General features: G+C 59.9%; 23 protein-coding genes. 6 read left to right on the top strand and 17 right to left on the bottom strand.

What is annotated here, in order from left to right; all coding sequences use genetic code 11:
• Positions 1 to 6: 6 nt before the first annotated feature.
• Together ACT7DV_RS16050 and ACT7DV_RS16055 are read right to left on the bottom strand one after the other, a co-directional pair.
• Positions 7 to 456, bottom strand: a complete 450-nt coding sequence (locus ACT7DV_RS16050) for a redoxin domain-containing protein (RefSeq protein ID WP_444664067.1) — start codon at positions 454 to 456, stop codon at positions 7 to 9.
• Complete coding sequence (locus tag ACT7DV_RS16055) at positions 456 to 830, bottom strand: DUF3052 domain-containing protein (RefSeq protein ID WP_098945548.1); 375 nt, start codon at positions 828 to 830, stop codon at positions 456 to 458. The genes ACT7DV_RS16050 and ACT7DV_RS16055 overlap by 1 nt, the downstream gene beginning before the upstream one ends.
• Before the next feature lie 404 nt (positions 831 to 1,234).
• Between ACT7DV_RS16055 and aceE the strand changes: the two genes are divergently transcribed.
• The 6 genes from aceE to ACT7DV_RS16085 all read left to right on the top strand — a co-directional run bounded on the left by aceE (position 1,235) and on the right by ACT7DV_RS16085 (position 9,000).
• The gene (gene aceE / locus ACT7DV_RS16060; protein ID WP_444664069.1) at positions 1,235 to 3,979 is read left to right on the top strand and encodes a pyruvate dehydrogenase (acetyl-transferring), homodimeric type; all 2,745 of its coding nucleotides are present in this window, start codon (positions 1,235 to 1,237) and stop codon (positions 3,977 to 3,979) included.
• A 131-nt stretch (positions 3,980 to 4,110) separates the two neighbouring features.
• Positions 4,111 to 5,319: a PucR family transcriptional regulator gene (locus ACT7DV_RS16065; RefSeq protein WP_444664071.1), complete on the top strand. Its 1,209-nt coding sequence runs from the start codon at positions 4,111 to 4,113 to the stop codon at positions 5,317 to 5,319.
• Between the two features lie 176 nt (positions 5,320 to 5,495).
• Positions 5,496 to 6,419, top strand: a complete 924-nt coding sequence (locus ACT7DV_RS16070) for an ACP S-malonyltransferase (RefSeq protein ID WP_444664073.1) — start codon at positions 5,496 to 5,498, stop codon at positions 6,417 to 6,419.
• Positions 6,420 to 6,632: 213 nt separating this feature from the next.
• Positions 6,633 to 6,878: an acyl carrier protein gene (locus ACT7DV_RS16075; RefSeq protein WP_060701512.1), complete on the top strand. Its 246-nt coding sequence runs from the start codon at positions 6,633 to 6,635 to the stop codon at positions 6,876 to 6,878.
• 107 nt (positions 6,879 to 6,985) lie between these two features.
• A complete protein-coding gene (locus ACT7DV_RS16080) occupies positions 6,986 to 8,233 on the top strand; it encodes a beta-ketoacyl-[acyl-carrier-protein] synthase family protein (RefSeq protein ID WP_444664075.1) in 1,248 nt (415 codons plus the stop codon).
• A gap of 191 nt (positions 8,234 to 8,424) precedes the next feature.
• The gene (locus ACT7DV_RS16085; RefSeq protein ID WP_444664077.1) at positions 8,425 to 9,000 is read left to right on the top strand and encodes a dihydrofolate reductase family protein; all 576 of its coding nucleotides are present in this window, start codon (positions 8,425 to 8,427) and stop codon (positions 8,998 to 9,000) included.
• A gap of 2 nt (positions 9,001 to 9,002) precedes the next feature.
• On the opposite strand, the gene ACT7DV_RS16090 is transcribed toward ACT7DV_RS16085, so the two are convergent.
• The 15 genes from ACT7DV_RS16090 to rimM form a co-directional block, all read right to left on the bottom strand.
• Positions 9,003 to 9,383: a VOC family protein gene (locus ACT7DV_RS16090; protein WP_444664079.1), complete on the bottom strand. Its 381-nt coding sequence runs from the start codon at positions 9,381 to 9,383 to the stop codon at positions 9,003 to 9,005.
• Between the two features lie 294 nt (positions 9,384 to 9,677).
• Positions 9,678 to 10,181, bottom strand: a complete 504-nt coding sequence (locus ACT7DV_RS16095; RefSeq protein ID WP_060701508.1) for a DUF3145 domain-containing protein — start codon at positions 10,179 to 10,181, stop codon at positions 9,678 to 9,680.
• A 142-nt stretch (positions 10,182 to 10,323) separates the two neighbouring features.
• Positions 10,324 to 11,328, bottom strand: coding sequence for a tyrosine recombinase XerC (locus ACT7DV_RS16100; protein ID WP_444664081.1), 1,005 nt, complete (start codon positions 11,326 to 11,328; stop codon positions 10,324 to 10,326).
• Between the two features lie 19 nt (positions 11,329 to 11,347).
• Positions 11,348 to 12,592, bottom strand: a complete 1,245-nt coding sequence (gene dprA / locus ACT7DV_RS16105; protein ID WP_444664083.1) for a DNA-processing protein DprA — start codon at positions 12,590 to 12,592, stop codon at positions 11,348 to 11,350.
• Positions 12,593 to 12,600: 8 nt separating this feature from the next.
• Positions 12,601 to 14,154: a YifB family Mg chelatase-like AAA ATPase gene (locus tag ACT7DV_RS16110; RefSeq protein ID WP_444664085.1), complete on the bottom strand. Its 1,554-nt coding sequence runs from the start codon at positions 14,152 to 14,154 to the stop codon at positions 12,601 to 12,603.
• On the bottom strand, positions 14,151 to 14,513 hold the full coding sequence (locus ACT7DV_RS16115) for a YraN family protein (RefSeq protein ID WP_444664087.1): 363 nt from the start codon (positions 14,511 to 14,513) through the stop codon (positions 14,151 to 14,153). Before ACT7DV_RS16115 ends, ACT7DV_RS16110 begins: the two co-directional genes overlap by 4 nt.
• 96 nt (positions 14,514 to 14,609) lie before the next feature.
• Entirely contained in the window at positions 14,610 to 14,930 is a 321-nt protein-coding gene (locus ACT7DV_RS16120) for a DUF2469 domain-containing protein (RefSeq protein WP_022876618.1), read from the bottom strand.
• Complete coding sequence (locus ACT7DV_RS16125) at positions 14,930 to 15,709, bottom strand: ribonuclease HII (RefSeq protein ID WP_444664090.1); 780 nt, start codon at positions 15,707 to 15,709, stop codon at positions 14,930 to 14,932. The genes ACT7DV_RS16120 and ACT7DV_RS16125 overlap by 1 nt, the downstream gene beginning before the upstream one ends.
• A complete protein-coding gene (gene lepB, locus ACT7DV_RS16130) occupies positions 15,669 to 16,373 on the bottom strand; it encodes a signal peptidase I (protein ID WP_444664092.1) in 705 nt (234 codons plus the stop codon). Before lepB (ACT7DV_RS16130) ends, ACT7DV_RS16125 begins: the two co-directional genes overlap by 41 nt.
• 185 nt (positions 16,374 to 16,558) lie before the next feature.
• Positions 16,559 to 17,143: a hypothetical protein gene (locus ACT7DV_RS16135; protein ID WP_444664094.1), complete on the bottom strand. Its 585-nt coding sequence runs from the start codon at positions 17,141 to 17,143 to the stop codon at positions 16,559 to 16,561.
• A gap of 171 nt (positions 17,144 to 17,314) precedes the next feature.
• The gene (locus tag ACT7DV_RS16140; protein ID WP_444664096.1) at positions 17,315 to 19,630 is read right to left on the bottom strand and encodes an LPXTG cell wall anchor domain-containing protein; all 2,316 of its coding nucleotides are present in this window, start codon (positions 19,628 to 19,630) and stop codon (positions 17,315 to 17,317) included.
• Positions 19,631 to 20,052: 422 nt separating this feature from the next.
• Entirely contained in the window at positions 20,053 to 20,700 is a 648-nt protein-coding gene (gene lepB / locus ACT7DV_RS16145; RefSeq protein ID WP_444664098.1) for a signal peptidase I, read from the bottom strand.
• A 13-nt stretch (positions 20,701 to 20,713) separates the two neighbouring features.
• The gene (rplS, locus tag ACT7DV_RS16150) at positions 20,714 to 21,073 is read right to left on the bottom strand and encodes a 50S ribosomal protein L19 (protein ID WP_444664100.1); all 360 of its coding nucleotides are present in this window, start codon (positions 21,071 to 21,073) and stop codon (positions 20,714 to 20,716) included.
• Positions 21,074 to 21,349: 276 nt separating this feature from the next.
• Entirely contained in the window at positions 21,350 to 22,183 is an 834-nt protein-coding gene (gene trmD / locus ACT7DV_RS16155; RefSeq protein ID WP_444664102.1) for a tRNA (guanosine(37)-N1)-methyltransferase TrmD, read from the bottom strand.
• A gap of 3 nt (positions 22,184 to 22,186) precedes the next feature.
• Positions 22,187 to 22,723, bottom strand: a complete 537-nt coding sequence (rimM, locus tag ACT7DV_RS16160) for a ribosome maturation factor RimM (protein ID WP_444664103.1) — start codon at positions 22,721 to 22,723, stop codon at positions 22,187 to 22,189.
• Positions 22,724 to 22,749: the final 26 nt, after the last annotated feature.

Consider the following 22,749-nt stretch of genomic DNA (forward strand, 5'->3'; position numbering starts at 1 on the left):
CCGGCCCTACAAGGCTTCGATAGCATCCACATAGTCTTGAATCGCGCGAGCTTCGGACATCCCGCTGCGGAAAATCTTGTGCACCTGGCCGTCAACGAGGAGCAAGGAGGCGCGCGTCGCGACACCTTGATACCCATCAAACGCACCGGCTTGCCGTGCGACTTCCCCGTGGGGCCAGAAGTCGGCAAGTAGCTCGAATTCAAGATCCAGCGACTCCGCGTAGCTGCGCAGGGTGAATTTGTGGTCGACTGATATGCCCACAACGCGCACCCCGCGTTCGGCAAAGTACTCATGCTCGTTATTAAGCGCCGCCAATTCCGAACCGCAAACCCTAGAAAACGCCCAGGGGAAAAAGACAACCAGCACCCGGCCTTGTGAAAGCCCGGTACTGGTTATCGACTCACCGTATTGATTTTGCAGCGAGAAATCGAACAGGCGCGAACCTGCTTGAATCATTAGTTCTTCTTACGCGGGGCCAGGCGGACTGCAGACCAGTCCTCCGAAACACCTTCACTCGTAGTCACATGCAGGCCGGCACTTGGCGCCTCCTGCTGGATTAGTGCTGGGGATACGTGACCTTCGCGACCCTGCTTAGGGGTTAGCAGCCAGACAATGCCGCTTTCCTCCAGGCAGTTCAACGCGTCCATCAACGAATCAACAAGGTCTCCATCGCCATCGCGCCACCAGAAGATAACTGCGTCGACAACGTCATGATCCTCTTCGGTGAGCAGCTCTGAACCAATCAGATCCTCGATCGAGTCACGCAGATCGTAATCCACGTCATCGTCGTAACCCAGTTCCTGAATAAGGTCTTCATTTTGGAACCCCATTTTTTTGGCGGGCTCCAGATTTGCCGATACGGCGTCGCTCACTTCATTCCTCCTGCTGGTGCAAAGCGTTACTACCAACGAAACACGGTTTTCCTGTTCCATTCAAGCGCTGCAGCAATAACACGCCGAACAAATATAACCCACGATACAGTGGTCCACATCATATCGACAGGCACGTCGAGCTGATAGCTCCTGTACGGTATTATCCAAGTCACACAAAAAGTATTATTTAAGCGCTATTTGGCTCAAAATTGTGCTCCCAGGCCTGCAAAAATGACATTAGAGTTGCATATGAACCGACAGTGCACATCACTCCAGTGTTACTGCACCCGTTGTCCCAAAACCGTTGCATCGCAGTGGAAAACTGCAACGCAGCGGAGCCGCAATTCAATCAAGGAGCTTCCGTGGCTGTAGAGGAACACATCTCCCAGATCCGTAGCGGGTTGACTTACCAGCTTTCAGATCGGGATCCTGAGGAGACTCAGGAATGGATGGACTCGTTTGATTCTCTCGTAGAATCCCAGGGCACCGAGCGTGCTCAGTTCATTATCCGCTCGCTATTGCAGCGTGCAGGTGCAAAGTCCGTGGGTGTCCCCCATGTGACCACCACCGACTACGTGAACACTATTCCTGTGGACCAGGAACCAGACTTCCCGGGCGATGAAGCCATCGAACGCCGCTACCGCGCTTTCATGCGCTGGAACGCAGCCATCATGGTGCACCGAGCCCAGAACCCGGCCATCGGCGTTGGCGGCCACATCTCCACCTACGCTGGTGCAGCCACCCTCTACGAAGTGGGCTTCAACCACTTCTTCCGTGGCAAGAACCATCCAGGCGGCGGCGATCAGGTCTTCTTCCAGGGCCACGCCTCGCCGGGCATGTACGCCCGCGCCTTCCTCGAAGGCCGCTTGTCGGAAGAGGACATGGACGGCTTCCGCCAGGAGCACTCCAAGGAAGGCCACGCGCTTCCTTCCTACCCGCACCCGCGTTCGCTTCCCGACTTCTGGGAATTCCCGACCGTGTCGATGGGCATCGGCCCAGCTAACGCCATCTACCAGGCACAGCTGAACCGCTACCTGCAAAACCGCGGCATCAAGGACACCTCCGACCAGCAGGTCTGGGCCTTCCTTGGCGACGGCGAAATGGACGAGCCGGAGTCGCGCGGCTTCTTGCAGCTGGCTGCCAACGAAAAGCTGGACAACCTGAACTTCGTCATCAATTGCAACCTGCAGCGCCTGGACGGCCCGGTTCGCGGCAACGGCAAGATCATGCAGGAACTGGAAGCCTTCTTCCGCGGTGCTGGCTGGAACGTCATCAAGGTCACTTGGGGCCGCGAGTGGGATGCCCTGCTCGAAGCCGACAAGACCAATGCCCTGGTCGACATCATGAACCAGACCCCGGATGGCGACTACCAGACCTACAAGGCCGAGTCCGGCGCATTTGTGCGCGAGCACTTCTTCGGCCAGCGTCCGGAAACCAAGGAATTGGTTGCCGACATGACCGACGACGAGATCTGGAACCTCAAGCGCGGTGGCCACGACTATCACAAGGTCTACGCCGCCTACAAGGCTGCCGTCGAGTTCAAGGGCAAGCCAACCGTCATCCTGGCCAAGACCGTCAAGGGCTACGGCTTGGGTTCGCACTTCGAGGCTCGCAACGCGACCCACCAGATGAAGAAGCTGACCATGGAAGACCTTAAGGGCTTCCGCGATCACCTGCGCATCCCGATCACCGACGAGCAGCTCGAAGCCGATCTGTACTCGCCACCGTACTTCCGCCCATCCGAGGATTCGCCGGAGTTCAAGTACATGATGGAACGCCGCGCGGCCCTGGGCGGTTCGGTGCCGACCCGCCGCAAGGAAACTTCAGTCAAGCTCCCGCTGCCAGGCGACAAGGCATACGCCATCGCCAAGCGCGGCTCGGGCAAGCAGCAGGCAGCCACCACCATGGCCTTCGTCCGCCTGCTCAAGGACCTGATGCGCGACAAGGAATTCGGCCACCGCATCGTGCCGATCGTTCCCGATGAGTCACGTACCTTCGGCATGGATTCGTTCTTCCCGACCGCGAAGATCTACAACCCAGGTGGCCAGAACTACCTGTCCGTGGACCGCGACCTGGTACTGGCCTACAAGGAATCCCCTCAGGGCCAGCTGATCCACCCGGGCATCAACGAGGCCGGCGCCGTCGCAGCATTCACCGCTGCCGGCACCAGCTACTCGACCCACGACGAACCGCTGATCCCGATCTACGTGTTCTACTCGATGTTCGGCTTCCAGCGCACCGGCGACCAGTTCTGGGCTGCCGGCGACCAGATGACCCGTGGCTTCATCATCGGCGCTACCGCCGGCCGCACCACACTGACCGGTGAAGGCCTGCAGCACGCCGATGGCCATTCGCCGATCCTGGCTTCGACCAACCCGGCCGTGATCACCTACGATCCTGCCTACGGTTACGAAATCGGCCACATCATGCGCTCCGGCCTGGACCGCATGTACGGCGGAACCCACCAGGATCCAAACGTCATGTACTACCTGACCGTGTACAACGAGCCGATCAGCCAGCCCGCTGAGCCGGAGGACGTTGACGTCGAGGGCATCATCAAGGGCATCCACCTGCTCAAGGAAGCCACCACCGACGGCCCGCGCGCACAGCTGCTGGCCTCCGGCGTGGCCGTGCCATGGGCGCTGGAAGCACAGGAAATCCTCGCCGAAGAGTGGGGCGTTTCCGCCGATGTCTGGTCAGTGACTTCGTGGAACGAACTGGCCCGCGACGGCCAGAACGCCGACGCCGAGGTGCTGATCGATCCTTCCAAGGCTCGCCGCACCCCGTACGTGACCAGCAAGCTGGAGTCCACCCCGGGCCCGGTGATCGCTACCACCGACTACATGCGCGCCGTGCCCGAGCAGATCCGCCCCTACGTGCCAGGTGAATTCCACACCCTGGGCGCGGACGGTTTCGGCTTCTCGGATACCCGTGCAGCGGCCCGCCGCTTCTTCAAGATCGATGCCCACTCGCTGGTGGTCCAGACCTTGCAGTCGCTGGTCGAGCGCGGCGAAATCCCTGCGGACACCGCAGTGAAGGCCCACGCCAAGTACGATCTGAACAACCCGAACGCCGGCAAGTCCGGCAACGCTGGCGGCGACGCCTAAGCACCCACGGGTCGGCACCTGTGCCAGATCGGCTCCTGCCCCGCAACGGAATTTCCGCTGCGGGGCAGGAGCTTTTTAATCACCCTTCATGGCATGGGCATGGCGGAGAAAAAATCACTAAGCTTGAGAGCATGAGTCCCGAACTCGAAGCCGCCACGCCGAAAAACCGATCCAGCCAGCCACAGCCACCGAGCCCGCAAACGCTCAAGCGGCTCCAAAGCCATATCGGGGTCCTGTCCACCACCGCCCTGAAGTATCTTGACCAGCAGCTGCCCTGGTACCGCTCGCTGGATCCGAACGAGCGCGCAGCCCTGGGCCTGATCGCCCAAAAGGGCATCTCAACCTTTGTCACCTGGTATGAGGATCCGTCCTCCACCCCGTCATGGGTGGTCACCGACGTCTTTGGGGCAGCTCCCACCGAATTGACCCGCTCAATCTCGCTGCAAAAGGCCTTGGGGCTGCTGCGCACCATCGTGGAGGTCGTCGAATCCCAGGTTCCGGATATCGCCACGGAGCACGAGCAGGCCGCCCTGCGCGAGGCGGTGCTGCGCTACTCCCGCGAGGTCGCCTTTGCCGCCGCAGACGTCTACGCGCGTGCCGCCGAAACCCGTGGTGCTTGGGACTCCCGGCTGGAGGCCCACGTGGTTGATGCGGTACTCCACGGCGAGCCCCATGACTCGCTGGCTTCGCGGATTGCCGCCATTGGCTGGAAGTCGCAAAAGGACATCCGCATCCTGGTGGGCACCACGCCGGCAGCCAATTCGGCAACCTTCGTCACGACCTTGCGCCGGGTCGCCACCCGCTATTCGCGCGATTCGCTAGTGGGGGTGCTCGGCGACCGCTCGGTGCTAATGCTTTCGGATACCAAATTCGACGACGTCGACCTCACCCGCTTCACCCGGTTCTTCGGCCCGGGCCCGGTGGTGTACTCGCCGCTGGCGGCCACGGTCAAGGACATGCACCATGCCGCAGTGGCCGCGGTCGCCGGCTACAGCGCAGCACGCGCCTGGCCGCAGGCGCCCAATCCGGTCAGCACCGATGATTTGTGGCCGGAACGCGCGTGCAATGGCGATCAGCTGGCACGCACGGCGCTGATCGAACAGGTGTATCAGCCGCTGCAGCAAGCCTCCAACGGGCTGCTTGAAACCCTCTCCAGCTATCTGGCGCTGGGGCATTCGCTGGAAGGCACCGCGCGCGAGCTCTTTGTCCATGCCAATACGGTGCGTTATCGGCTCAAGCGGGTCAGCGAGGTCAGCGGCTGGGACCCGTTGGTGCCGCGTGACGCTTTTGTGCTCCAGTCGGCATTGCTCTACGGCCGGCTCCACGAGTTCAACTTGTAGGCTTCACCCAAAGAATGGGCATGGCAAACAACACCATTTTGCTCGCTCATAGCGCATTACATGGGAATTCCGATTGGGCATGGGATACTGTTTTGTAGAGTTCCTACAAATAGCCACCTTGAGCTTGGTACCGAAATGAAGCGCGAAAAGCTCCTAGAATTTGGAAAGCTGTAAGAGTGTTAGCAATCGTTTGCCCCGGACAGGGCTCCCAGACCCCAGGTTTCCTCGCCGAATGGCTCGAAGTTGAAGGTGTTGCCGATCATCTGGCAGCCCTGAGCGCCATTACCGAGCGCGACCTCACCGCCCACGGAACCGTCTCCGACGAAGAGACCATCAAGGACACCGCCGTGGCGCAGCCGCTGATTGTCGCCGCAGGCCTGGTGACCGCCCGTGCGCTGTTCGGCGATCACTTGCCAGCAGGCAGCATCGTCGCTGGCCACTCGGTTGGCGAAATCACCGCCTCCGCACTGGCCGGGGCCTTGGCTGAATCCGATGCGATGAACTTCGTCAAGGTCCGCGCCAATGCCATGGCCGAAGCGGCCGCAGCCACCCCGACCGGCATGGCCGCCGTGCTCGGCGGCGATCCTGAAGAGGTCCTCGCGGTCTTGGACGGTTTCGGACTCACCCCGGCCAACGCCAACGGTGGCGGGCAGATCGTTGCCGCGGGAACCACCGAACAGCTGGCCGAACTGGTCGAGAATCCACCGGCCAAGGCCCGTGTGATCCCCTTGAAGGTTGCCGGTGCATTCCACACCTCGCACATGCAGCCAGCGGTGGGCACCTTGAAGGAATTGGCCGATACCCTCGCGCCCGCTGACCCGAGCGTGCGCCTGCTCTCGAATTTCGATGGCCAGCCGGTCGCTGATGGCCAAGCCAACCTCGACTCCCTGGTAGCCCAGGTCTCCCGCCCGGTGCGCTGGGACCTATGCATGGAGACCTTGGCCGAAGCCGGCGTCACCGGAGTATTGGAACTGGCTCCAGCTGGCACCCTGGTGGGCTTGGCCCGCCGCGGGCTGAAGGGCGTGAAGACCCTCGCGGTCAAGTCGCCTGCCGATCTTGAAGCCGCCCAGGCCTTCATCGCCGAGCACACTGCCAGCTAACCGGCAGAACTCAAAGATTTGCGCGCCAAACCAGTCATGATGGCACCGGCGGGCTCATCTCTGGCCTAAGCTTTAAACCGACGAAACTGCGGTGCGTGATTCATGCACCTTCGTTTCAGGACATCGGCTCGCGACGGAAACCTGTCCGCAGGGATCTGTTGCAGCCACAAAGAACACCGGAGTCCTCCGGCAACTGAAGAAAAGGAGCCATCCATGGCTAGCAACGAAGAAATCCTGGCGGGCCTCGCCGAAATCGTCAACTCCGAGACCGGCCTGGACGAAGCAGACGTGCAGCTGGACAAGTCCTTCACCGAGGACCTGGACATCGACTCGATCTCGATGATGACCATCGTCGTAGAGGCAGAAGAGAAGTTCGACGTTAAGATTCCGGACGAGGAAGTCAAGAACCTGAAGACCGTAGGCGACGCTGTCAGCTTCATCGCTTCGGTTCAGGCCTAAGCTTTCGGCGTTAATCGCCACACCGTTGCGCGGGCGAGCCGTGCGCATCGGCCGGTACGTCAAGCCGGCCCCCTAAATTTCTTAATCGCACAGTAGAGAGTTTGATGATGGCGCGCAAAGTAGTGATCACCGGTCTCGGAGCCACGACCCCAATCGGCGGGGACGTCCCCACCCTCTGGGCCAACGCTTTGAAGGGCGTCTCCGGCGCCGCAACCCTGGATGATGCCTGGGTGAAGGAATACGACCTTCCGGTCACCTTCGCTGCGCGCGCTTCCGTTCAGCCAACCGAGGTTCTCACCCGCCCGGAAACCAAGCGCATGGATCCTTCCACGCAGTTCGCTGTCGTTGCCTCGCGCGAAGCATGGGCTGACTCCGGTCTGAGCAAGGACGACATCGATCAGAACAAGCTTGCCGTGGCCTTCGCTACCGGCATCGGCGGTGTCTGGACCCTGCTGAACGCCTGGGACACCCTGCGCGAAAAGGGCCCCCGCCGAGTTTTGCCAATGACTGTTCCAATGCTGATGCCCAACGGCCCAGCTGCTGCGGTGTCCCTGGATCTGGGTGCCGCCGGTGGCGCTCACACCCCGGTCTCCGCTTGTGCATCGGGCACCGAGGCCATGCATGTTGGCCTGGAACTGATCCGCTCGGGCAAGGCGGATGTCGTGATGGTTGGTGGCGCTGAAGCCGCCATCCACCCCATGCCAATGGCTGCTTTCTCCTCGATGCATGCGCTCTCGCGCCGCAATGACGATCCTGCCAAGGCCTCCCGCCCGTACGACATCGATCGTGATGGCTTCGTGATGGGTGAAGGCGCTGGCGCCTTGGTGCTGGAAGCCGAAGAGCACGCGTTGGCTCGTGGCGCCCGCATCTACGCCGAGCTGGCCGGCTCGTCGGTCACCTCTGATGCACACCACATCACCGCTCCGGATCCAGATGGCTCGGGTGCTACTCGCGCCCTGAAGGCCGCCATGTTCGACGGCCGCATCCAGCCAGAGGACGTTGTGCACGTCAACGCGCACGCAACCTCCACCCCGGTGGGCGACGCTCCGGAATACACCGCCCTGAAGACCGCCCTGGGCGATCAGCTGGACAACGTCTGGGTCTCGGCGACGAAGTCGCAGATGGGCCACCTGCTTGGCGCCTCCGGTGCCGTTGAATCGGTCCTGTGCGCGCTGGCTGTCTACCACCGCACCACCCCTGTGACGATCAACCTGGATAACCAGGATCCAGCGATCCCGCTGAAGGTAGTCACCGGCCAGCCGGAAGCACTTCCGGCTGAGGGCACCATCGTGGCACTGAACAACTCGTTCGGTTTCGGTGGCCACAACGCAGTCGTCGCTATCCGCAGCGTCTAGCAATATCCCGGTTGCGTGCAACCGCATGGCCGATGGGCTGGTCCAAGGGTTTCCTTGGACCAGCCCATCCTGCTTTAATTCTCTGGCTTCTTCGGCAAAGCGTTGTCTGATCGCACCTGGGCTTGTTACGCTCAAGATCCGCCCACCTGGCGTGGGAACTTGTTACTTCGATCAACTCAGGAGCCACCCTCGTGCGCACACTCATCGCAACTGCATTTGTCTCGCTCGACGGAGTCGTTGAAGCTCCAGGCGGCGAACCTGAATACCGCAATTCCGGCTGGACCATGAATAGTGTCGAGTTCGATCCAGCCGCGTACGAGCTGAAGGGCACCGAACAGGCCGAAGCTTCAGCCATATTGCTGGGCAGGATCAGCTACCAGGCCTTCTCCCCCATCTGGCCATCGATGACCGAGGAATTTCCGCGCTATAACGCCATGCCGAAATACGTGCTTTCCACAACGCTGGCCGAGAAGGACCTCGTAGACAACTGGGGCGAGACAACCATCCTGCGTTCGATCTCCGACGTCGCACGCCTACGCGCGGGCGAGGGCGGACCCATCAGCATCCATGGTTCGGCAACCTTGGTTCGTTCCCTCCAAGAGCACCAGCTTATTGATCGGTACAACCTCCTGGTTTTCCCGGTCCTGCTCGGCGCAGGCAAGCGCCTGTTCAGCCAGAAAAGCATGGACGCGCAAAAGCTCAAGCTCGTGGATTCACAAACATATTCAAATGGTATCCAAAAGAATGTATTCGACGTCGTCCGGTGACCTCATCGCGGGATGTATTCCTTCGTGATTAGTTCCAGATAATGTCCCGATGGGTCAAGCAAATAGACTCCCCTGCCACCGTGCTCATGATTGATTGCTCCGGGTTGCTGACGTTGTGGGTCAGCCCAATGTTCGTGCTCCGCTGCGCGAATTTTTTGGTAAGCGCGGTCAAAATGCGCTTCGCTGAGCAGGAACGCATAGTGCTGAGGCGGAAAATCAATCGGTGGCGTCGCAAACTGCAGCAACACCCCACCGTCAAGGCTGATGTTGCAAAATGGCCCCCAACTGGGGGCAGGCTTCGCTTCGAGCAAGTCAGTGTAAAACTCTGCCATGCGCTGTGGATCCGTTGAAGCGATAATTGTGTGGTTGAATTGCGCGGTCATCTGTCCCTTTCAAAATATGTCCGAAAATTCTGTTGCTTGAATCTTCCGGCGAAAGGGTGGTCCGCGGATCAGGGAACGACCAGATAGCCGTTCCGGGAATGGCTGCCTAGAGCCTGACTGGTCTTCATCGCTAATGAGTCTAGCACCCTTGGCGCGCGCCTGACTATGTCTTCAGGGTAAAACCAAGAAGTGGGATCCCAATATGGCATCCCACTTCTCGTGGTAACAACCCCGCACCACCGGGGTCTAACTGAGTGCAGTTGTAAACTCACCCAGAGACATTAAAACCAGTTGCTAAACCACCTGGTTGAGCCATCGTACAGGTGCTTCATCTCCTGAATGGCGGAAAGGCTCGAGCTCCTCGTCCCAGGCTTCGCCCAGTGCGATGGACATTTCTTGATAGAAAATTGACGGGTTTCCATCGCCCTTCTCATAGGCCCAGCGGATTCTTTCCTCGCCAACCATGATGTTGCCAGCAACATCAACGGTCGCGTGGAAGATCCCCAAGTCTGGCGTTACGGACCAACGGCTGCCGTCGGCGCCGGGGCTTGGATCCTCTGTGATTTCGAAACGCAGATGCTGCCATCCATGCATTTCACTGGTGAGCAGTGCGCCAGTTCCCTGAGGGCCTACCCACTCAATTTCGGCGCGACAAAATCCGGGTGCGACGTGTTGTTCGGTCCAGTCCATCTTGACTGGAGTTCCGAGCACGGACCCAATTGCCCATTCCAGGTGCGGGCATAGTGCAGCAGGGGCGGAATGTACAAATATCACGCCTCTGGTCATCGGTGCAGACATGCCATCCTCCGTTGCGGTGTTGATCGTCTTCCCCTACGTCAACATCGAACTGGTGCTATCGCCGCCGATAGTTCTATTTTGCCCGATGAACAGCACTTTTCGCCACCCACGCGGGCTATATTCACAGATTAGACGAAAATCTCTAGGCCCGAGGGTGTGCTTGGCGGTAACTTTGCCGCAATCGATCGACTGAAACATGCGTATAGAGCTGGGTAGTGGCAAGCGATGCGTGCCCGAGGAACTCTTGCACCGCACGCAGGTCAGCGCCTCCATCGAGCAAATGGGTGGCGACTGTATGGCGTAAGGCGTGTGGCCCGCTGGCCGAGGTGTCACCAAGTGAGCGCAAGGCGCTGGCAACGACTTCACGCGCCTGTCGAACATTCAGCCTGGAACCGCGAATTCCAACCAGCAAGGCATCCCCAGCCTGCTCTGCGGCAACGACTCGACGGTAGGAGCGTATCCATTCAATAATCACCCGCTCGGCAGGTTTGCCGAAGGGCACCATCCGCTCCTTATTGCCTTTACCAAGGACTCTTAACGTCCTTCGCTCAAAGTCGATATCTGAGATATCCAAGGCAACCAGCTCACTGATACGCAATCCCGAAGCGTAGAGCAATTCTGCAATGACCCTGTCTCGACACTGGATCGCCCTGGCTTTGGGATTCTGGTCGGTTCCATCGCCCGTTTGCCCGGCTGCCTCATTTTCATCTTTAGGACCAGCATGTTCCGACAGGAGCCTGTCGATCTGGCTGGGCTGAAGTATGTGCGGCAGCCGCCGCTCTTTTTTCGGTGCTGCCAATCGCAAGGCAGGATCGCTCTCAACCAGGTGGTTCTTCAATGCCCAAGCGAAGAAGTTTTTCACCGCAGAGATGCGGCGGGCCAATGTTGTCCGAGAAACTGCGGACTCATGCAGGTAAGCCAGCCAGTCCCGAAGCATTTGGACAGAAATCTGCTTCAGTGCCGGATCCCCGGCGTGATCGTTGAGGAACTGTCCGAGGTTTCGGAGATCTACGTCGTAGGCGCGCAAGGTATTTTCGCTGCGGCCGCGTTCGTGCTGCAGGTACTCCAAATAGTCGGCCACGGGTTCGGAAAATTTTGCCGACGGGCCGCAGGAATGCTTCGAGGCAGGATCGTGCTTCATCACCATCGAGCTTACCTGAAGGCAGCTATTTGCCCTGGTAGACCAATTTCCACGATAGGCCATCGGTGCTGGCCAGCCCTAGTGCCTCCAGGCGGGCTACCGCCTGCAGTGTTTGGAGCATCGGAACACCACTGCGCGCTGAAATTTCATCAACCAGCCGCGGCTTGGAAAACGACATGACGTCGTAGATCATGCCTTCATCGAGGCCCAGCTGATCTGTTGATCGCTCGGGCACCAGATCCGCGCGTGAAGACTGCGGGATGCGGTCGGCGCCGACGAGCGCGAGGGCATCTTGCGGTGAAGCCAGCAGCGCGGCGCTTCCCTCGGCGATCAGCCGGTGGCAGCCGGCGGAATTCGGAGCGAACACGCTTCCGGGAACGGCTGCGACATCGCGGCCTAGCTCGACCGCATGGCTGGCTGTATTCAGTGCTCCAGAGCGGTGTCGTGCCTCCGCGACGATGACCAACCTGCTCAAGGCGGCAATGATACGGTTGCGGTTTAAAAATCGAAAACGAGCTGATGTGGTCCCCGGCGGGACTTCCGACAGCAGGATGCCCCTCGCGATAATTTGGTTGAGCAAGTTGCTATTGCCTGATGGATAGAGCCGATCGATACCGCCGGCCATCACGGTGATGGTCGGCGGGTTCGGGTAGGCCCAGTCTTCAACTGTCAGAGCTGCCCGGTGGGCGCTGGCATCGATGCCGTAGGCTCCCCCGGAGACGATGGTGTACCCACGCGTGGCAAGAGTCCTGCCAAGGTCGAAGGTCACTTGGTCGCCATAGTCACTGGCATCACGAGAGCCGACGATCGCTACATTTTTCGCAACCTGTGCTCCGGCAAGAAGTTGGGGGTCGCTGGCCCGCCACCATAGGCACAGGGGTCGTCCCAGGTTGAGCTCATCAAGCTGAGTTGGCCACATCGGGTCCGTTGGGATCAGCAGTCCTCCATTACGCCGGGCCGCGGTGTCCAATGCAGCCACGGGGTTGCTCAGCGGCAGCCTCTTGCGCCAACGAGTCAGCGCGGCTTTCAGGTCCTGCGCCATACTCGCGGAAGTCTTCACTCCGAGGATGTCGTCAACCTGGGGCTTGAGCCCCCATGGCACGAAGTCTGCTCTTCGAATCAGTGCAAGCAGTTCCTGGGGGCTCATGAGTTCCAGCAGGGCACTAGCGGTGTAGTCGTTGGGCTCAATCAGCTGGTTCAAGTGCGCATATGTCATCCGTTCCTGATTCGTGCGATCGCCCACTGGAGCAGGATTTGAATTGATGGACATTCGATGGCCTAACTATTCTCAAGACTTTGGCGCAGATGCGCTGCAATGGCCAAGTCGTCTTCGGTGGGAGCTGCGTGCTGTTGTTGATCGGCGACGGTCCAGGCCACCCGCAGCAGTCGGTGGATACCGCGGGCCGAAAGCCCGCGGCGAGCAGCAAGCTGTTCCAAAGCGGCCTTGGTTTTTGCCGGGTATCTCAGCTCGTGGCGCAGTACTTGCGTTGGAATTTGGGCATTGCAGCTAATGGCGAAGGGACGAAGCCGCTCCTGGCTGCGCTCCCTGGTCGTGCGGACTCGCTCGCGAACTATGGCGCTGGATTCATTCTGCGCGGTACTCAACAGCTGTGATTGGTGTACCGGATTCACTCGAACTTGCAAGTCAACACGATCCAAAATGGGCCCGGAGAGCCTGGCGAAGTAGCGCCGGCGGGCCATGGGCGTGCACGTGCAGCCGGTTCCCGTCCCGAAGTTTCTCCCGCAAGGGCAGGGATTGGATGCGAGAATGAGCTGGAATCGGGCGGGCAATCGCTGGTGGCCTCTGGCGCGGGCCAGATTTATATAGCCTTCCTCGATGGGTTGGCGAAGGGCGTCAAGTACGCCGGTATTAAACTGGGCGGCTTCGTCCAAAAACAGGATCCCGTGATGGGCCCGCGTTATCGCCCCGGGATTCAGCTGCGCAGTTCCACCGCCAATCAGCGCCGACAGCGAAGACGTGTGGTGTGGTGCGACGAATGGCGGGGTGCGCTGCAGCTGGTTGACCTCGTTCATTGCACCGCTGGTAATGGAATGCACGGCCGTGGCCTCCAGGGCTTGGCTGTCATCCAGCGGGGGAATGATCGTGGGCAGGCATTTGGCCAGCATGGTTTTCCCGGCGCCCGCCGGACCAACCATGATCAGGTGGTGTCCCCCGGCAGCTGCGAGCTCCAGCGCCAAGCGCGCTTCCTGCTGGCCGTTGACCAGCTGCAGGTCTGCCTCGTCATGGCTGGTGCTGGCCAGAGTGGATTGTGCCCGGGCGACGGCAGGGCCCTCATGGCGCAAATGCGTAGTGATCAGTTCCTTCTGCGCGCCACAGAATTCCAGCACCTGCCCCAAGTGGCGGGCAGACTTCACCTCGATTCCCTCAACCAGCCGTGCCTCATTCCCATTTGCTTCAGCCACAATGACACGATCTAATCCATGTTCCTTGGCCAGTTGCACTGCGGGCAGGACACCAGGAACTGCGCGCAAGGTGCCATCCAGGCCGAGCTCGGCCAGGTACAGCGTGGAGGAGCTGGCGAGCAACTGGTGATCGGCAGCCAGCGCGGCGACAAGAATTGCCAGATCAAAGCCCGAACCGTATTTGGGCAGGGTCGCCGGGGACAGATTAACCGTTAGTTTGCGGTTGGCCAGCGGAATGCCGGTGTTCCGCGCCGCCGCCTTGATGCGTTCCCGTGCTTCATTCAGCGAGGCATCGGGCAGGCCAAGGATAATGAAGCCGGGGATGCCGTTTCCGAGATCGGCTTCTACTTCTATCAGCGACACGCTGACCCCGTGGATGGCCGCAGCGCTGGTTCGTGCAGTGCTCATGCTTGCACCGATTGATGCAGGAGGAAGGTGTACCCCGGGCCTTGAGGATAGACCTCGAGAATATCAACGCGGGGTTCGGCGATGAATGTCCGATGGGCTTGCGCCCAAAGTATCAGCAGCCTGTGAAGCCTGCGGTATTTCTGCGCGGTGATGGCATCAAAGCCGGTGCCAAATCGGGTTGAGGACCTCGTTTTAACCTCGACGGCCACAATCTGGCCGTTGCCGGCGCGAGCTACGGCATCCAGCTCGCCAACAGAGCAGCGCCAGTTCCGGTCGAGGATCTCATACTGGTGGTCGCTGAGGTAATTGGCGGCGGCCAGTTCCCCGGCCGCACCCAATCGTTGTGCCGCGGTGCGCATGATGGCTCCTGAATGTTCGGACTATTGGTCCTCAACATTTTCGGAGTTTCATGCCCGCGCGTGCGCCGCAGGCAAGCGGAGTGTGGAAAACCGGCGCTAGGAGTCCAGCCCCTCCTTGGGAATCTGCAGCTCGTCGCGATTTAGTTCCTCGACGTTGACGTCCTTGAAGGTCAGCACCTTCACGGACTTCACAAAACGCCCTTGCCGGTAGATGTCCCACACCCACGCGTCGGTGAGGTTCAGTTCGAAGTAGACTTCGCCGGCGTTGCTCAGCGTTTTGACGTCTACCTGGTTGGCCAGGTAGAACCGCCGTTCGGTCTCGACCACGTAATTGAAAAGCCCCACCACGGTTTTGTACTCGCGGTACAGCTGCAGTTCCATGTCGGACTCGTAATTTTCCAGATCGTCGCCAGCCATCACTTTGCTTTCTTTGTTGTGGCTTCACCATGGGCCGAGTCGGCCTGCGAAGTCAAGTTCCAGCTTTTGCGGTGGTAATCGCAGGGGCCCTGTGCACTGATTGCCGCACGATGCGCGGCGGTTGCGTAGCCCTTGTTGATTTCCCAGCCGAAGTCGGGGTGGGACAGGGCCAGATCTGTCATGATACCGTCGCGTTCCACCTTGGCCAGGATAGAGGCGCCAGCAATCGCTTGGCAGGTCATATCGCCCTTGATGATGGTGGCCAGCGGCAGGTGCAGTCCCACTGGTTCGCGCTCGTCGGCGAGCACATCAAAAAGGTCCGGTTCCGGGGCGGTCAGCCAGTCGTAGCTTCCGTCCAGCAGGATCGCTTGGGGTGCGACGGCGCATTGCTCCACGGCGCGGGTCCCGGCCAGGCGCAAGGCGGCGGTGACGCCCAGGGCATCTATCTCCTGGGCGGAGGCATGGCCAACGCCGTGGCCCACGGCCCAGTCACGCACCTTGGGCACCAGCTCTTCGCGCGTTTCCGGGCGCAAGAGCTTCGAGTCGCGCAGTTCCGGAAATTCGTGCACACTCTCGATGTCGATCACGGTAATGCCCACGGTAATTGGCCCGGCCAATGCGCCGCGGCCTACCTCGTCGACCGCTCCAATAAAGCGAACGCCGTGGCGCGCCGCCAGGGCGCGTTCGAGGTCGAGGGTGGTGGGCTGGTTCTTGGTGGCTGTCATGATCTCTGGCGGGCTAGTTGCTGGCCGGGGCTGGGACGTTGGCGAAAACTTCATCGTGGGAGTCGATGGTGCCCCAGCGCGAGGTTGGCCACGAAATCACAGAGGCCCGGCCCTGGACGGAGTCCATGTCCACAAATCCGCCTTCGATATCGGTGTGGAAGCGCGAGTCTGCGCTGGCTGCACGATGATCGCCCATGACCCAGATCTTGCCTTCTGGCACGGTGACCGAGAATTCCATGTCCGATGGCTGGTTGCCGGTGTAGATGTATGGTTCGTCGATGGCTTCGCCATTGATCATGATCTTGCCGACGGCCGCATCGTATTCGACGGTGTCTCCTGGCATGCCGATGATGCGCTTGACCAGATACTGCTCGTCGGCGGCCGGAAGGATTCCCACGAAGGAGAGCACATTTTCAAACGCTGTGGGTGACTGTGCCAAGGGCGGCAGCCAGCCCAGGTCGTCACGGAAAACCACTACATCGCCGCGGTTCAGTTCAAAGGGACCGGGGACCATCAGGTTCGCGAAGATGCGATCGTTGACTTCCAAGGTGTGTTCCATGGAGCCCGAAGGAATGTAATAAGCGCGAAAGAAGAAGGTCTTGATCACGAAGGAGAGCGCCAAGGCGATAACCACGATGATGGCGATTTCACGGATGAAACGCCATATCTTGTATAGCGGCCCCTTGTCCTGGGGATTTTCAGCAGATGCGGCGCTCACAGTTCGATTAGTACCTTCCAATATCGCGTAACACACCCCATCTTACGTGCCTGCCGGTGCCGAATCGTTCATTATCGGCTTCGCCTGAACGGTGTGGGACGCAACAACGGCCAGCCCGTTGCGGGGCTGGCCGTTGCAAAATAGTGTTCTGCCCCGCGCGGGCGGGCTATATGCGTGGAAACTATCTACGAGTTGGCGGGCGAGCCTACACCGCCGCTGGACTTGAAGTCCACGGGGATATCGCCGACTGGCTGATCCGCTTCGATCAGCTTAGTGATCGCGTCGATCTGGCTCCTGTCCACGGAGAGCGTAATGCCGCCGGTTTCAGGATTCATCGAATAGGCGTGGATCGAATTGCGGATCGGGTTCTCCTGCTTGCCCTGCCACGTCATGATCTTTTCAATGGCCTGGCGCAGTTCCTGGCTGCTGTGCTTCACGATATGCCCGACGGCGCCGGCTTCTTCGATCGCAGCGAGCTGGCCTTCATCAGTTGTCGACACGTGCAGCTTGCCGTTCTTGATCCAGCCCTGGACATAGTTTTCCCCGAGGTCTGCGGAAAGCTTGTCGTTGATCTTCAGCAGCGCGTTTTGGTCCACGGAATTCTCGCTTTGGTTCTCGGAGGGCGCGGTGGGAGCAGAGGCCTCGGCGCCCGAGGACTCTTTGGTTCCTGGGTCCGTTCCTTGCCCGCAACCGGTTAGCAGCAGGCTCGCCATGAGCGCCGTGGAGGCCAGCACTAATGGAGTGCGGGATGTTCTGGAGTTGAAATTCATAATTGCACCTCGGTTTTTGCGTACCCATAGCCTTCTTGACTTCGAGGTTATAGGGCTTTTCGTAAAACAGTCAGTGAGCCACATGTGCACTAACTAAAAAGTGTCCCGCTACCTGTGGTGAAGTAGCGGGACACTTTCAGAGGTTCCTAGAACCTATGGGTAATTCGTTCCTTAGCCGTGGCGACGGTTGCCGCGACGGAACAGGAGGAAGGTTGCACCGACCAGAGCCAAGGCGCCACCTGCAGCGATCAAAGGAGCGCTGCTCGAACCGGTGTCAGCCAGTGGATCGTCCTTCTTAGGAGTTTCCTTTGGCGTTGCCGACTTGGTTGGGTCATTGGACTTGTCGTCCTGTGGGGCTTCCGAAGACTCTTCGGTCTCGGACTCGGAAGGCTCCTCAGTAGCAGTCTCGGTAGGCGTTGCCGACTCCGAAGGCTCCTCAGTAGCAGTCTCGGTAGGCGTTGCCGACTCCGAAGGCTCCTCAGTAGCAGTCTCGGTAGGCGTTGCCGACTCCGAAGGCTCCTCAGTAGCAGTCTCAGTTGGCGTTGCCGACTCCGAAGGCTCCTCAGTAGCAGTCTCAGTTGGCGTTGCCGACTCCGAAGGCTCCTCAGTAGCAGTCTCGGTAGGCGTTGCCGACTCCGAAGGCTCCTCAGTAGCAGTCTCGGTAGGCGTTGCCGACTCCGAAGGCTCCTCGGTAGGAGTTGGAGTCGGGGTTGGCGTAGGAGTCGGGGTTGGCGTAGGAACGGCTACAACGATGACGTTGCCGTTCGTGGTTGCCGACTTGTCGAAGCCCTTGTGCGCCTGCAAAGTGAACTCGTATGCGCCAGTCTGTTCTGGTGCAGAGAACGTGAAGTCGCCGTTAGAGTCAACCGTCACGGTGTCCACGACTTCGCCGTTGACGATTACGTCAACCTGGGTGCCTTCTGACGCGTCCTTGACGTTACCGGAGATGTCGCTTCCAGCTTCCACCTCTGAACCGTTTTCAGTGGTGATGGCAGGAGCATTGATGAAGAGCTTGACTTGGTAGTCCTTGACTCCATCAATGCGAGTCAGCGCGTCCTTCAGGCCGGTGTACATGGCGATGTCATCCGCAGTGTCTTCTGCGCCGTCTTCGCCAGGACCGTTAGCGGAGTTAATGCCGATGGCCTTGTTGCCGATCAATACGGCACCGCCCGAGTCACCCTGGTCCAGGACGTCCTGGCCCGGGTTATCTGCAGTGTATCCCCAGACGTCACGCAAGGTGCCGTCCATGCCCTGGACGAAGAAGATGCCCTCGCCGGTGATGGTCGAGCAGCTCCACCCGGTAGTTGCACCCGAAGAACAGGCTTCAGCACCAACAGCGCCGGCAGCAACATCAGTAATTTTGATAACCTGGTCGCGCTCGTCGCCACCTGCTGGCCACTGCGAAACTGCTGCGTGAAGATTCAGCGCAGGGTTGATCGCTTCAACCACCGAAATGTCGGTGCCAGGATTCTCGGTATCTACGTCTTCCCAAGTCGCGTCAACCGGGTAGCCCGAGTTGCCAGGGCCGCCGAACTGGGCAAAACCGAATGTACCCAGTGCGTCGGTGTAGCCGAGGAAATCGTTCGGAGCGTTTGCTTCCAGGACATAGGTGTCGGTCATGGAACCGTCTTCGGTGCAGTGACCGGCGCTCAGGATGGCGTTCTTGCCGCTGGCATCCCAGGCGTTGAAGCCGATCGAGCAACGTGAATCGGGAGCTTGGCCGTTCTGGCCGATCGCGTAGCCCATGCCGCCATAGATGTCTTCGTTGGCTCCGGGCTTAGCAGCACCGTTGCCGTCCTTTTCCGATGGGGCAAAGACGACGTCCGAGGCTGCCACATGCTCTGCGAACTGCTCCAAGGACAATTCGCCGTCAGCGACTACCTTCTTGGTGATCTCGCGCTTCTGTCCCTCGATCGAGCCAGGGCCCGAGGCGATGATCTTGACGACCTTCTGCCCCTTGACCGTGGTTTCCACGATCGCGGTCAGGCGGCTCAACTCGGTGCTGTCAACATTGTCGACGAGCTCCTTGTACACGCCCTCGGCGGTAGACAGGTTGTTCTTATTGATTTCCAGGGAAACAGTAGCCTTGGAGGCTTCGACGATTGCCTTGGCCTTGGCAGCGTCCTTCTTGCTGACCTCGACCTCAACCTTGCCGCCCTCGACAGACGAACGAGCTTCGATACCTTCGTCTTCAAGATTCTTATCTACTGCGGCAGCGGTCTCGCTGGACTTCGAGTCTTCCAGGTACTCGTCAACCGACTTGTCCAGGTCGCGCTCGATGGCCTCCGGCAGTCCGGTGGTATCCACCGAGTTTTCCGTGGCGGACGAACTTGCGCTGTTGGCCTCGCTTGAGGAGGCCGACGGAGAAGGCGAACCCTTCGTCTCCTGCGCGGCAACGGCGGGCATGAAGCTGCTGCCAACTACCAAAGCGGTAGCGGCTGCAGCAACGAGGCCACGTTGCGCAGTCTTGTTATTTGGATTTGGCATTAATGCTTCTCCCACATTTATGGTGCGAGTGCCCCCCGCGGCCCTTACCTCTGGGCACGCTTCTAGGCACAGGTGTTGTTACCAAAATGAAACACTAGCCGCATGACACCATGGTTTTCAAGTGCCGAATCAAACGAAAATACAAACCTCGCCAGCCAAATCACCTAGTCAATAGGCGTGGTCGAACTTCGACTAGATCACATTCCAACCGAAGGGCACGTTGGTTTAATATTGGAATTATCTTTCTACGCCCTAGTCAGAGTCGCCAATTCTGTGAATATGCGCAAAAGTTGCATACGAAACTCACAGATTCAGCTTGGCACCAACGAGCGACATGAATATTTCATCATTAAAAAACAACTGTGTCGGATGGGGAGTTCTCCCCATCCGACACAGTTAACTAAAGGTACATATTCAACAAATCAATCGATGGCAGCCTTCTGGTTCAGCGGCCAGGCAATGCTCGTTGCCTTGCCGGTGACGCGGTCAATGCTGATCATTCCGCCGCCGCTGGCCCCAAGCAATGAGCGCGAGTCCTTGGATGTGGAGCGGTGATCGCCCATGACCCACAAACGGCCTTCGGGGACCTGGACCGAGAATTCCTGGTCGCTCGGTGCGTTGCCGGCAAAGATATAGGGCTCGCTGATGGGCTGGCCATTAACGGTGATCCGGCAGTTGGACCCCTTGCATTCGACGGTGTCTCCCCCAACGCCGATGACGCGTTTGACGTACTTGCTGCCCGTGCCGCTCAGGCTCAACGCACCGAGAATATCGTCGGCGAAACCGGCCCTGGCGTAGGGCAGGAATGAACCGCGCCCGTCGAAGACGATCACGTCCCCGCGCTGCGGTGGCGCGTCCCGGTAGGCGCGGCGGTCAACGGCGATGCTCTGGCCCGGATTCAGGGTCGGCTGCATGGAATTGGAGTCGATATGGTAGAGGTCGATCACCGTCGCGCGGAAGATGATGGTGCTCAATAGGCCAAGAATGATGGCGAGTACAGCGAAGCGCCAGACCCATGAAAAGGCCCGGCGCTTCACCATTGCTCGCTCGCTGCGGGCAATCTGGTTCATCGAAGAACGCAGATTACTTCTTTGCGTTGAAGTCACGCTTCTCGCGGATGCGAGCAGCCTTGCCGTGACGATCGCGCATGTAGTACAGCTTTGCACGACGAACGTCGCCCTTGGTCACAACCTCGATCTTGTCGATGATTGGGGAGTGAACCGGGAAGGTACGCTCAACACCGGTGCCGAAGGAAACCTTGCGGACGGTGAAGGTTTCGCCAACGCCCTGGCCCTGACGGCCCATAACGTAGCCCTGGAAAACCTGGACGCGCGAGTTCTTGCCTTCGATGATGTTGACGTGCACCTTCAGGGTGTCGCCAGGACCGAAAGCTGGGATGTCTGAACGCAGCGAAGCTGCATCGACGGAGTCAAGAATATGCATGTTGCATCTCCTAGGATCAATGCCGCAGGTCACCGAATCCTCGTAGCGGGGCCCATCGCCGGCCTCAGGCCTGGCGAACTCCCCGGAACGTTTACCACCGACTGGCTCTAGCAGCCGATGCGGCGGTTCTTTTAGATCCGGTCTTCCCCCTGCGGCAGGAGCCAGATAAAAACACGCCAAGAAACAATTATGCCGTATCACTGGGGTTCGCGCGAGTCCAGCCAAATTCCTGCTGCCGTGATGTTGGCCTCTTGCCCGGCTTTGGCCAGGCAGGCTTCAGCTGCCGCTGCTCTCCCCGGCGCCTGCCCCGGTGGCCCAATCCAGTTCGGATTTCGGCGTGATGGCCCCGTCAACCACAGCAAATCCGTTGTGCCACAGGGCATCGCGGTCACGGCGATTCAGGCTCTGGACATCCATCTGGGTGATCAGGTCCGGGCGGCGGGCGGCCGTGCGCTTGATCTGCTCGTCGCGGCGGAACCGGCCCACGCGCTGGTGGTTTCCGCCAAGCAGGACCTCGGGAACTTCGCGGCCCCGCCACGCAGCAGGCTTGGTGTATACCGGGTATTCCAGCAGGACATCCGAGTGGGATTCCTCCACCAGGGATTCCGGGTTGCCAATGACGCCGGGAATCAGCCGGGCGATGGCCTCGACCATCACCATGACCGCTACTTCTCCCCCATTAAGCACGTAGTCGCCGATGGAAACGGGAATGACGTTGAAGTTCTCGTGCGCGTAGTCGACAACGCGTTCGTCGATGCCTTCATAGCGTCCGCAGGCGAAGACCAGGTGCTCTTCTTCCGCGAGCTCATAGGCCATCTGCTGGTTGAAAACCGCACCGGCCGGCGACGGGACGATGAGGGTCGGCTTGCGACCCGGGGCACCGGCAGGGCGCACGGAGTCCAAGGCCCGGCCCCACGGCTCGGGCATCATTACCATGCCGGCGCCGCCGCCGTACGGGGTGTCGTCCACCTTGCGGTGCTTGTCCTCGGTGAAGTCGCGCAGGTTGGTGACCTTCAAATCCAGGATGCCGTCTTCGGCGGCCCGGCCGATCAGCGAGAGCGAGAGCGGCTGCAGGTACTCGGGGAAAATCGAGATGACATCTAGGCGCATGGTTTAGTGCTCTTCCTCGGTGGAGTCGTCGCCGCTGTTCAGGGTCAGCAGTCCGGCTGGCGGGGTGATGACCACGATGCCAGCTTCCGGATCGACCTCCGGCACGAATTCGTCGACGAAGGGCAGGTACACCTCGTTGCCTTCGGTGTCCTCGAAGACCAGCAGATCCTGTGCGGGGTTGGTGCGCAGTGCGGTGATGACGCCGACCTGCTTGCCCTCGAGCATGACCTTCAGGTCGAGCAGCTCGTGCTCGTACCATTCATCCGAATCGTCCTCGGGCTCGTCGGAAACCTCTATTTCAAGGCGGGCCCCGCGAAGGGTTTCGGCCTGGTTGCGGTCGTTGATCTCCTGGAAGGAAAGCAGCAGGATGGTCTTGTTCCAGCGGGCGTTCTTCACCGTGAGGCTCTTGACTGGACCGTCGATCACGATCAGCTCCTCGCCTGCGGTGAACCGCTCCTCGGGGGTGTCGGTCTGGACCTGAACGGTAACTTCGCCACGGATACCGTGGGGCTTGCCGATGCGGGCAACCTGCAATCGCATAGTCTGCTGCTCTTTCTGCATTGTGT

The organism is Glutamicibacter sp. TV12E (genome assembly GCF_052441935.1).
In the GTDB taxonomy this organism is placed as follows: Bacteria; Actinomycetota; Actinomycetes; order Actinomycetales; family Micrococcaceae; genus Glutamicibacter.

Coding starts and splice junctions, on each gene's coding strand:
- ACT7DV_RS16050 (WP_444664067.1), bottom strand. CDS start 456: ATGATTCAAGCAGGTTCGCGCCTGTTCGATTTCTCGCTGCAAAATCAA.
- ACT7DV_RS16055 (WP_098945548.1), bottom strand. CDS start 830: ATGGGGTTCCAAAATGAAGACCTTATTCAGGAACTGGGTTACGACGAT.
- ACT7DV_RS16065 (WP_444664071.1), top strand. CDS start 4,111: ATGAGTCCCGAACTCGAAGCCGCCACGCCGAAAAACCGATCCAGCCAG.
- ACT7DV_RS16075 (WP_060701512.1), top strand. CDS start 6,633: ATGGCTAGCAACGAAGAAATCCTGGCGGGCCTCGCCGAAATCGTCAAC.
- ACT7DV_RS16080 (WP_444664075.1), top strand. CDS start 6,986: ATGGCGCGCAAAGTAGTGATCACCGGTCTCGGAGCCACGACCCCAATC.
- ACT7DV_RS16090 (WP_444664079.1), bottom strand. CDS start 9,383: ATGACCGCGCAATTCAACCACACAATTATCGCTTCAACGGATCCACAG.
- ACT7DV_RS16095 (WP_060701508.1), bottom strand. CDS start 10,181: ATGTCTGCACCGATGACCAGAGGCGTGATATTTGTACATTCCGCCCCT.
- ACT7DV_RS16100 (WP_444664081.1), bottom strand. CDS start 11,328: ATGGTGATGAAGCACGATCCTGCCTCGAAGCATTCCTGCGGCCCGTCG.
- dprA (WP_444664083.1), bottom strand. CDS start 12,592: ATGTCCATCAATTCAAATCCTGCTCCAGTGGGCGATCGCACGAATCAG.
- ACT7DV_RS16110 (WP_444664085.1), bottom strand. CDS start 14,154: ATGAGCACTGCACGAACCAGCGCTGCGGCCATCCACGGGGTCAGCGTG.
- ACT7DV_RS16115 (WP_444664087.1), bottom strand. CDS start 14,513: ATGCGCACCGCGGCACAACGATTGGGTGCGGCCGGGGAACTGGCCGCC.
- ACT7DV_RS16120 (WP_022876618.1), bottom strand. CDS start 14,930: ATGGCTGGCGACGATCTGGAAAATTACGAGTCCGACATGGAACTGCAG.
- ACT7DV_RS16125 (WP_444664090.1), bottom strand. CDS start 15,709: ATGAAGTTTTCGCCAACGTCCCAGCCCCGGCCAGCAACTAGCCCGCCA.
- ACT7DV_RS16135 (WP_444664094.1), bottom strand. CDS start 17,143: ATGAATTTCAACTCCAGAACATCCCGCACTCCATTAGTGCTGGCCTCC.
- ACT7DV_RS16140 (WP_444664096.1), bottom strand. CDS start 19,630: ATGCCAAATCCAAATAACAAGACTGCGCAACGTGGCCTCGTTGCTGCA.
- lepB (WP_444664098.1), bottom strand. CDS start 20,700: ATGAACCAGATTGCCCGCAGCGAGCGAGCAATGGTGAAGCGCCGGGCC.
- rplS (WP_444664100.1), bottom strand. CDS start 21,073: ATGCATATTCTTGACTCCGTCGATGCAGCTTCGCTGCGTTCAGACATC.
- trmD (WP_444664102.1), bottom strand. CDS start 22,183: ATGCGCCTAGATGTCATCTCGATTTTCCCCGAGTACCTGCAGCCGCTC.
- rimM (WP_444664103.1), bottom strand. CDS start 22,723: ATGCGATTGCAGGTTGCCCGCATCGGCAAGCCCCACGGTATCCGTGGC.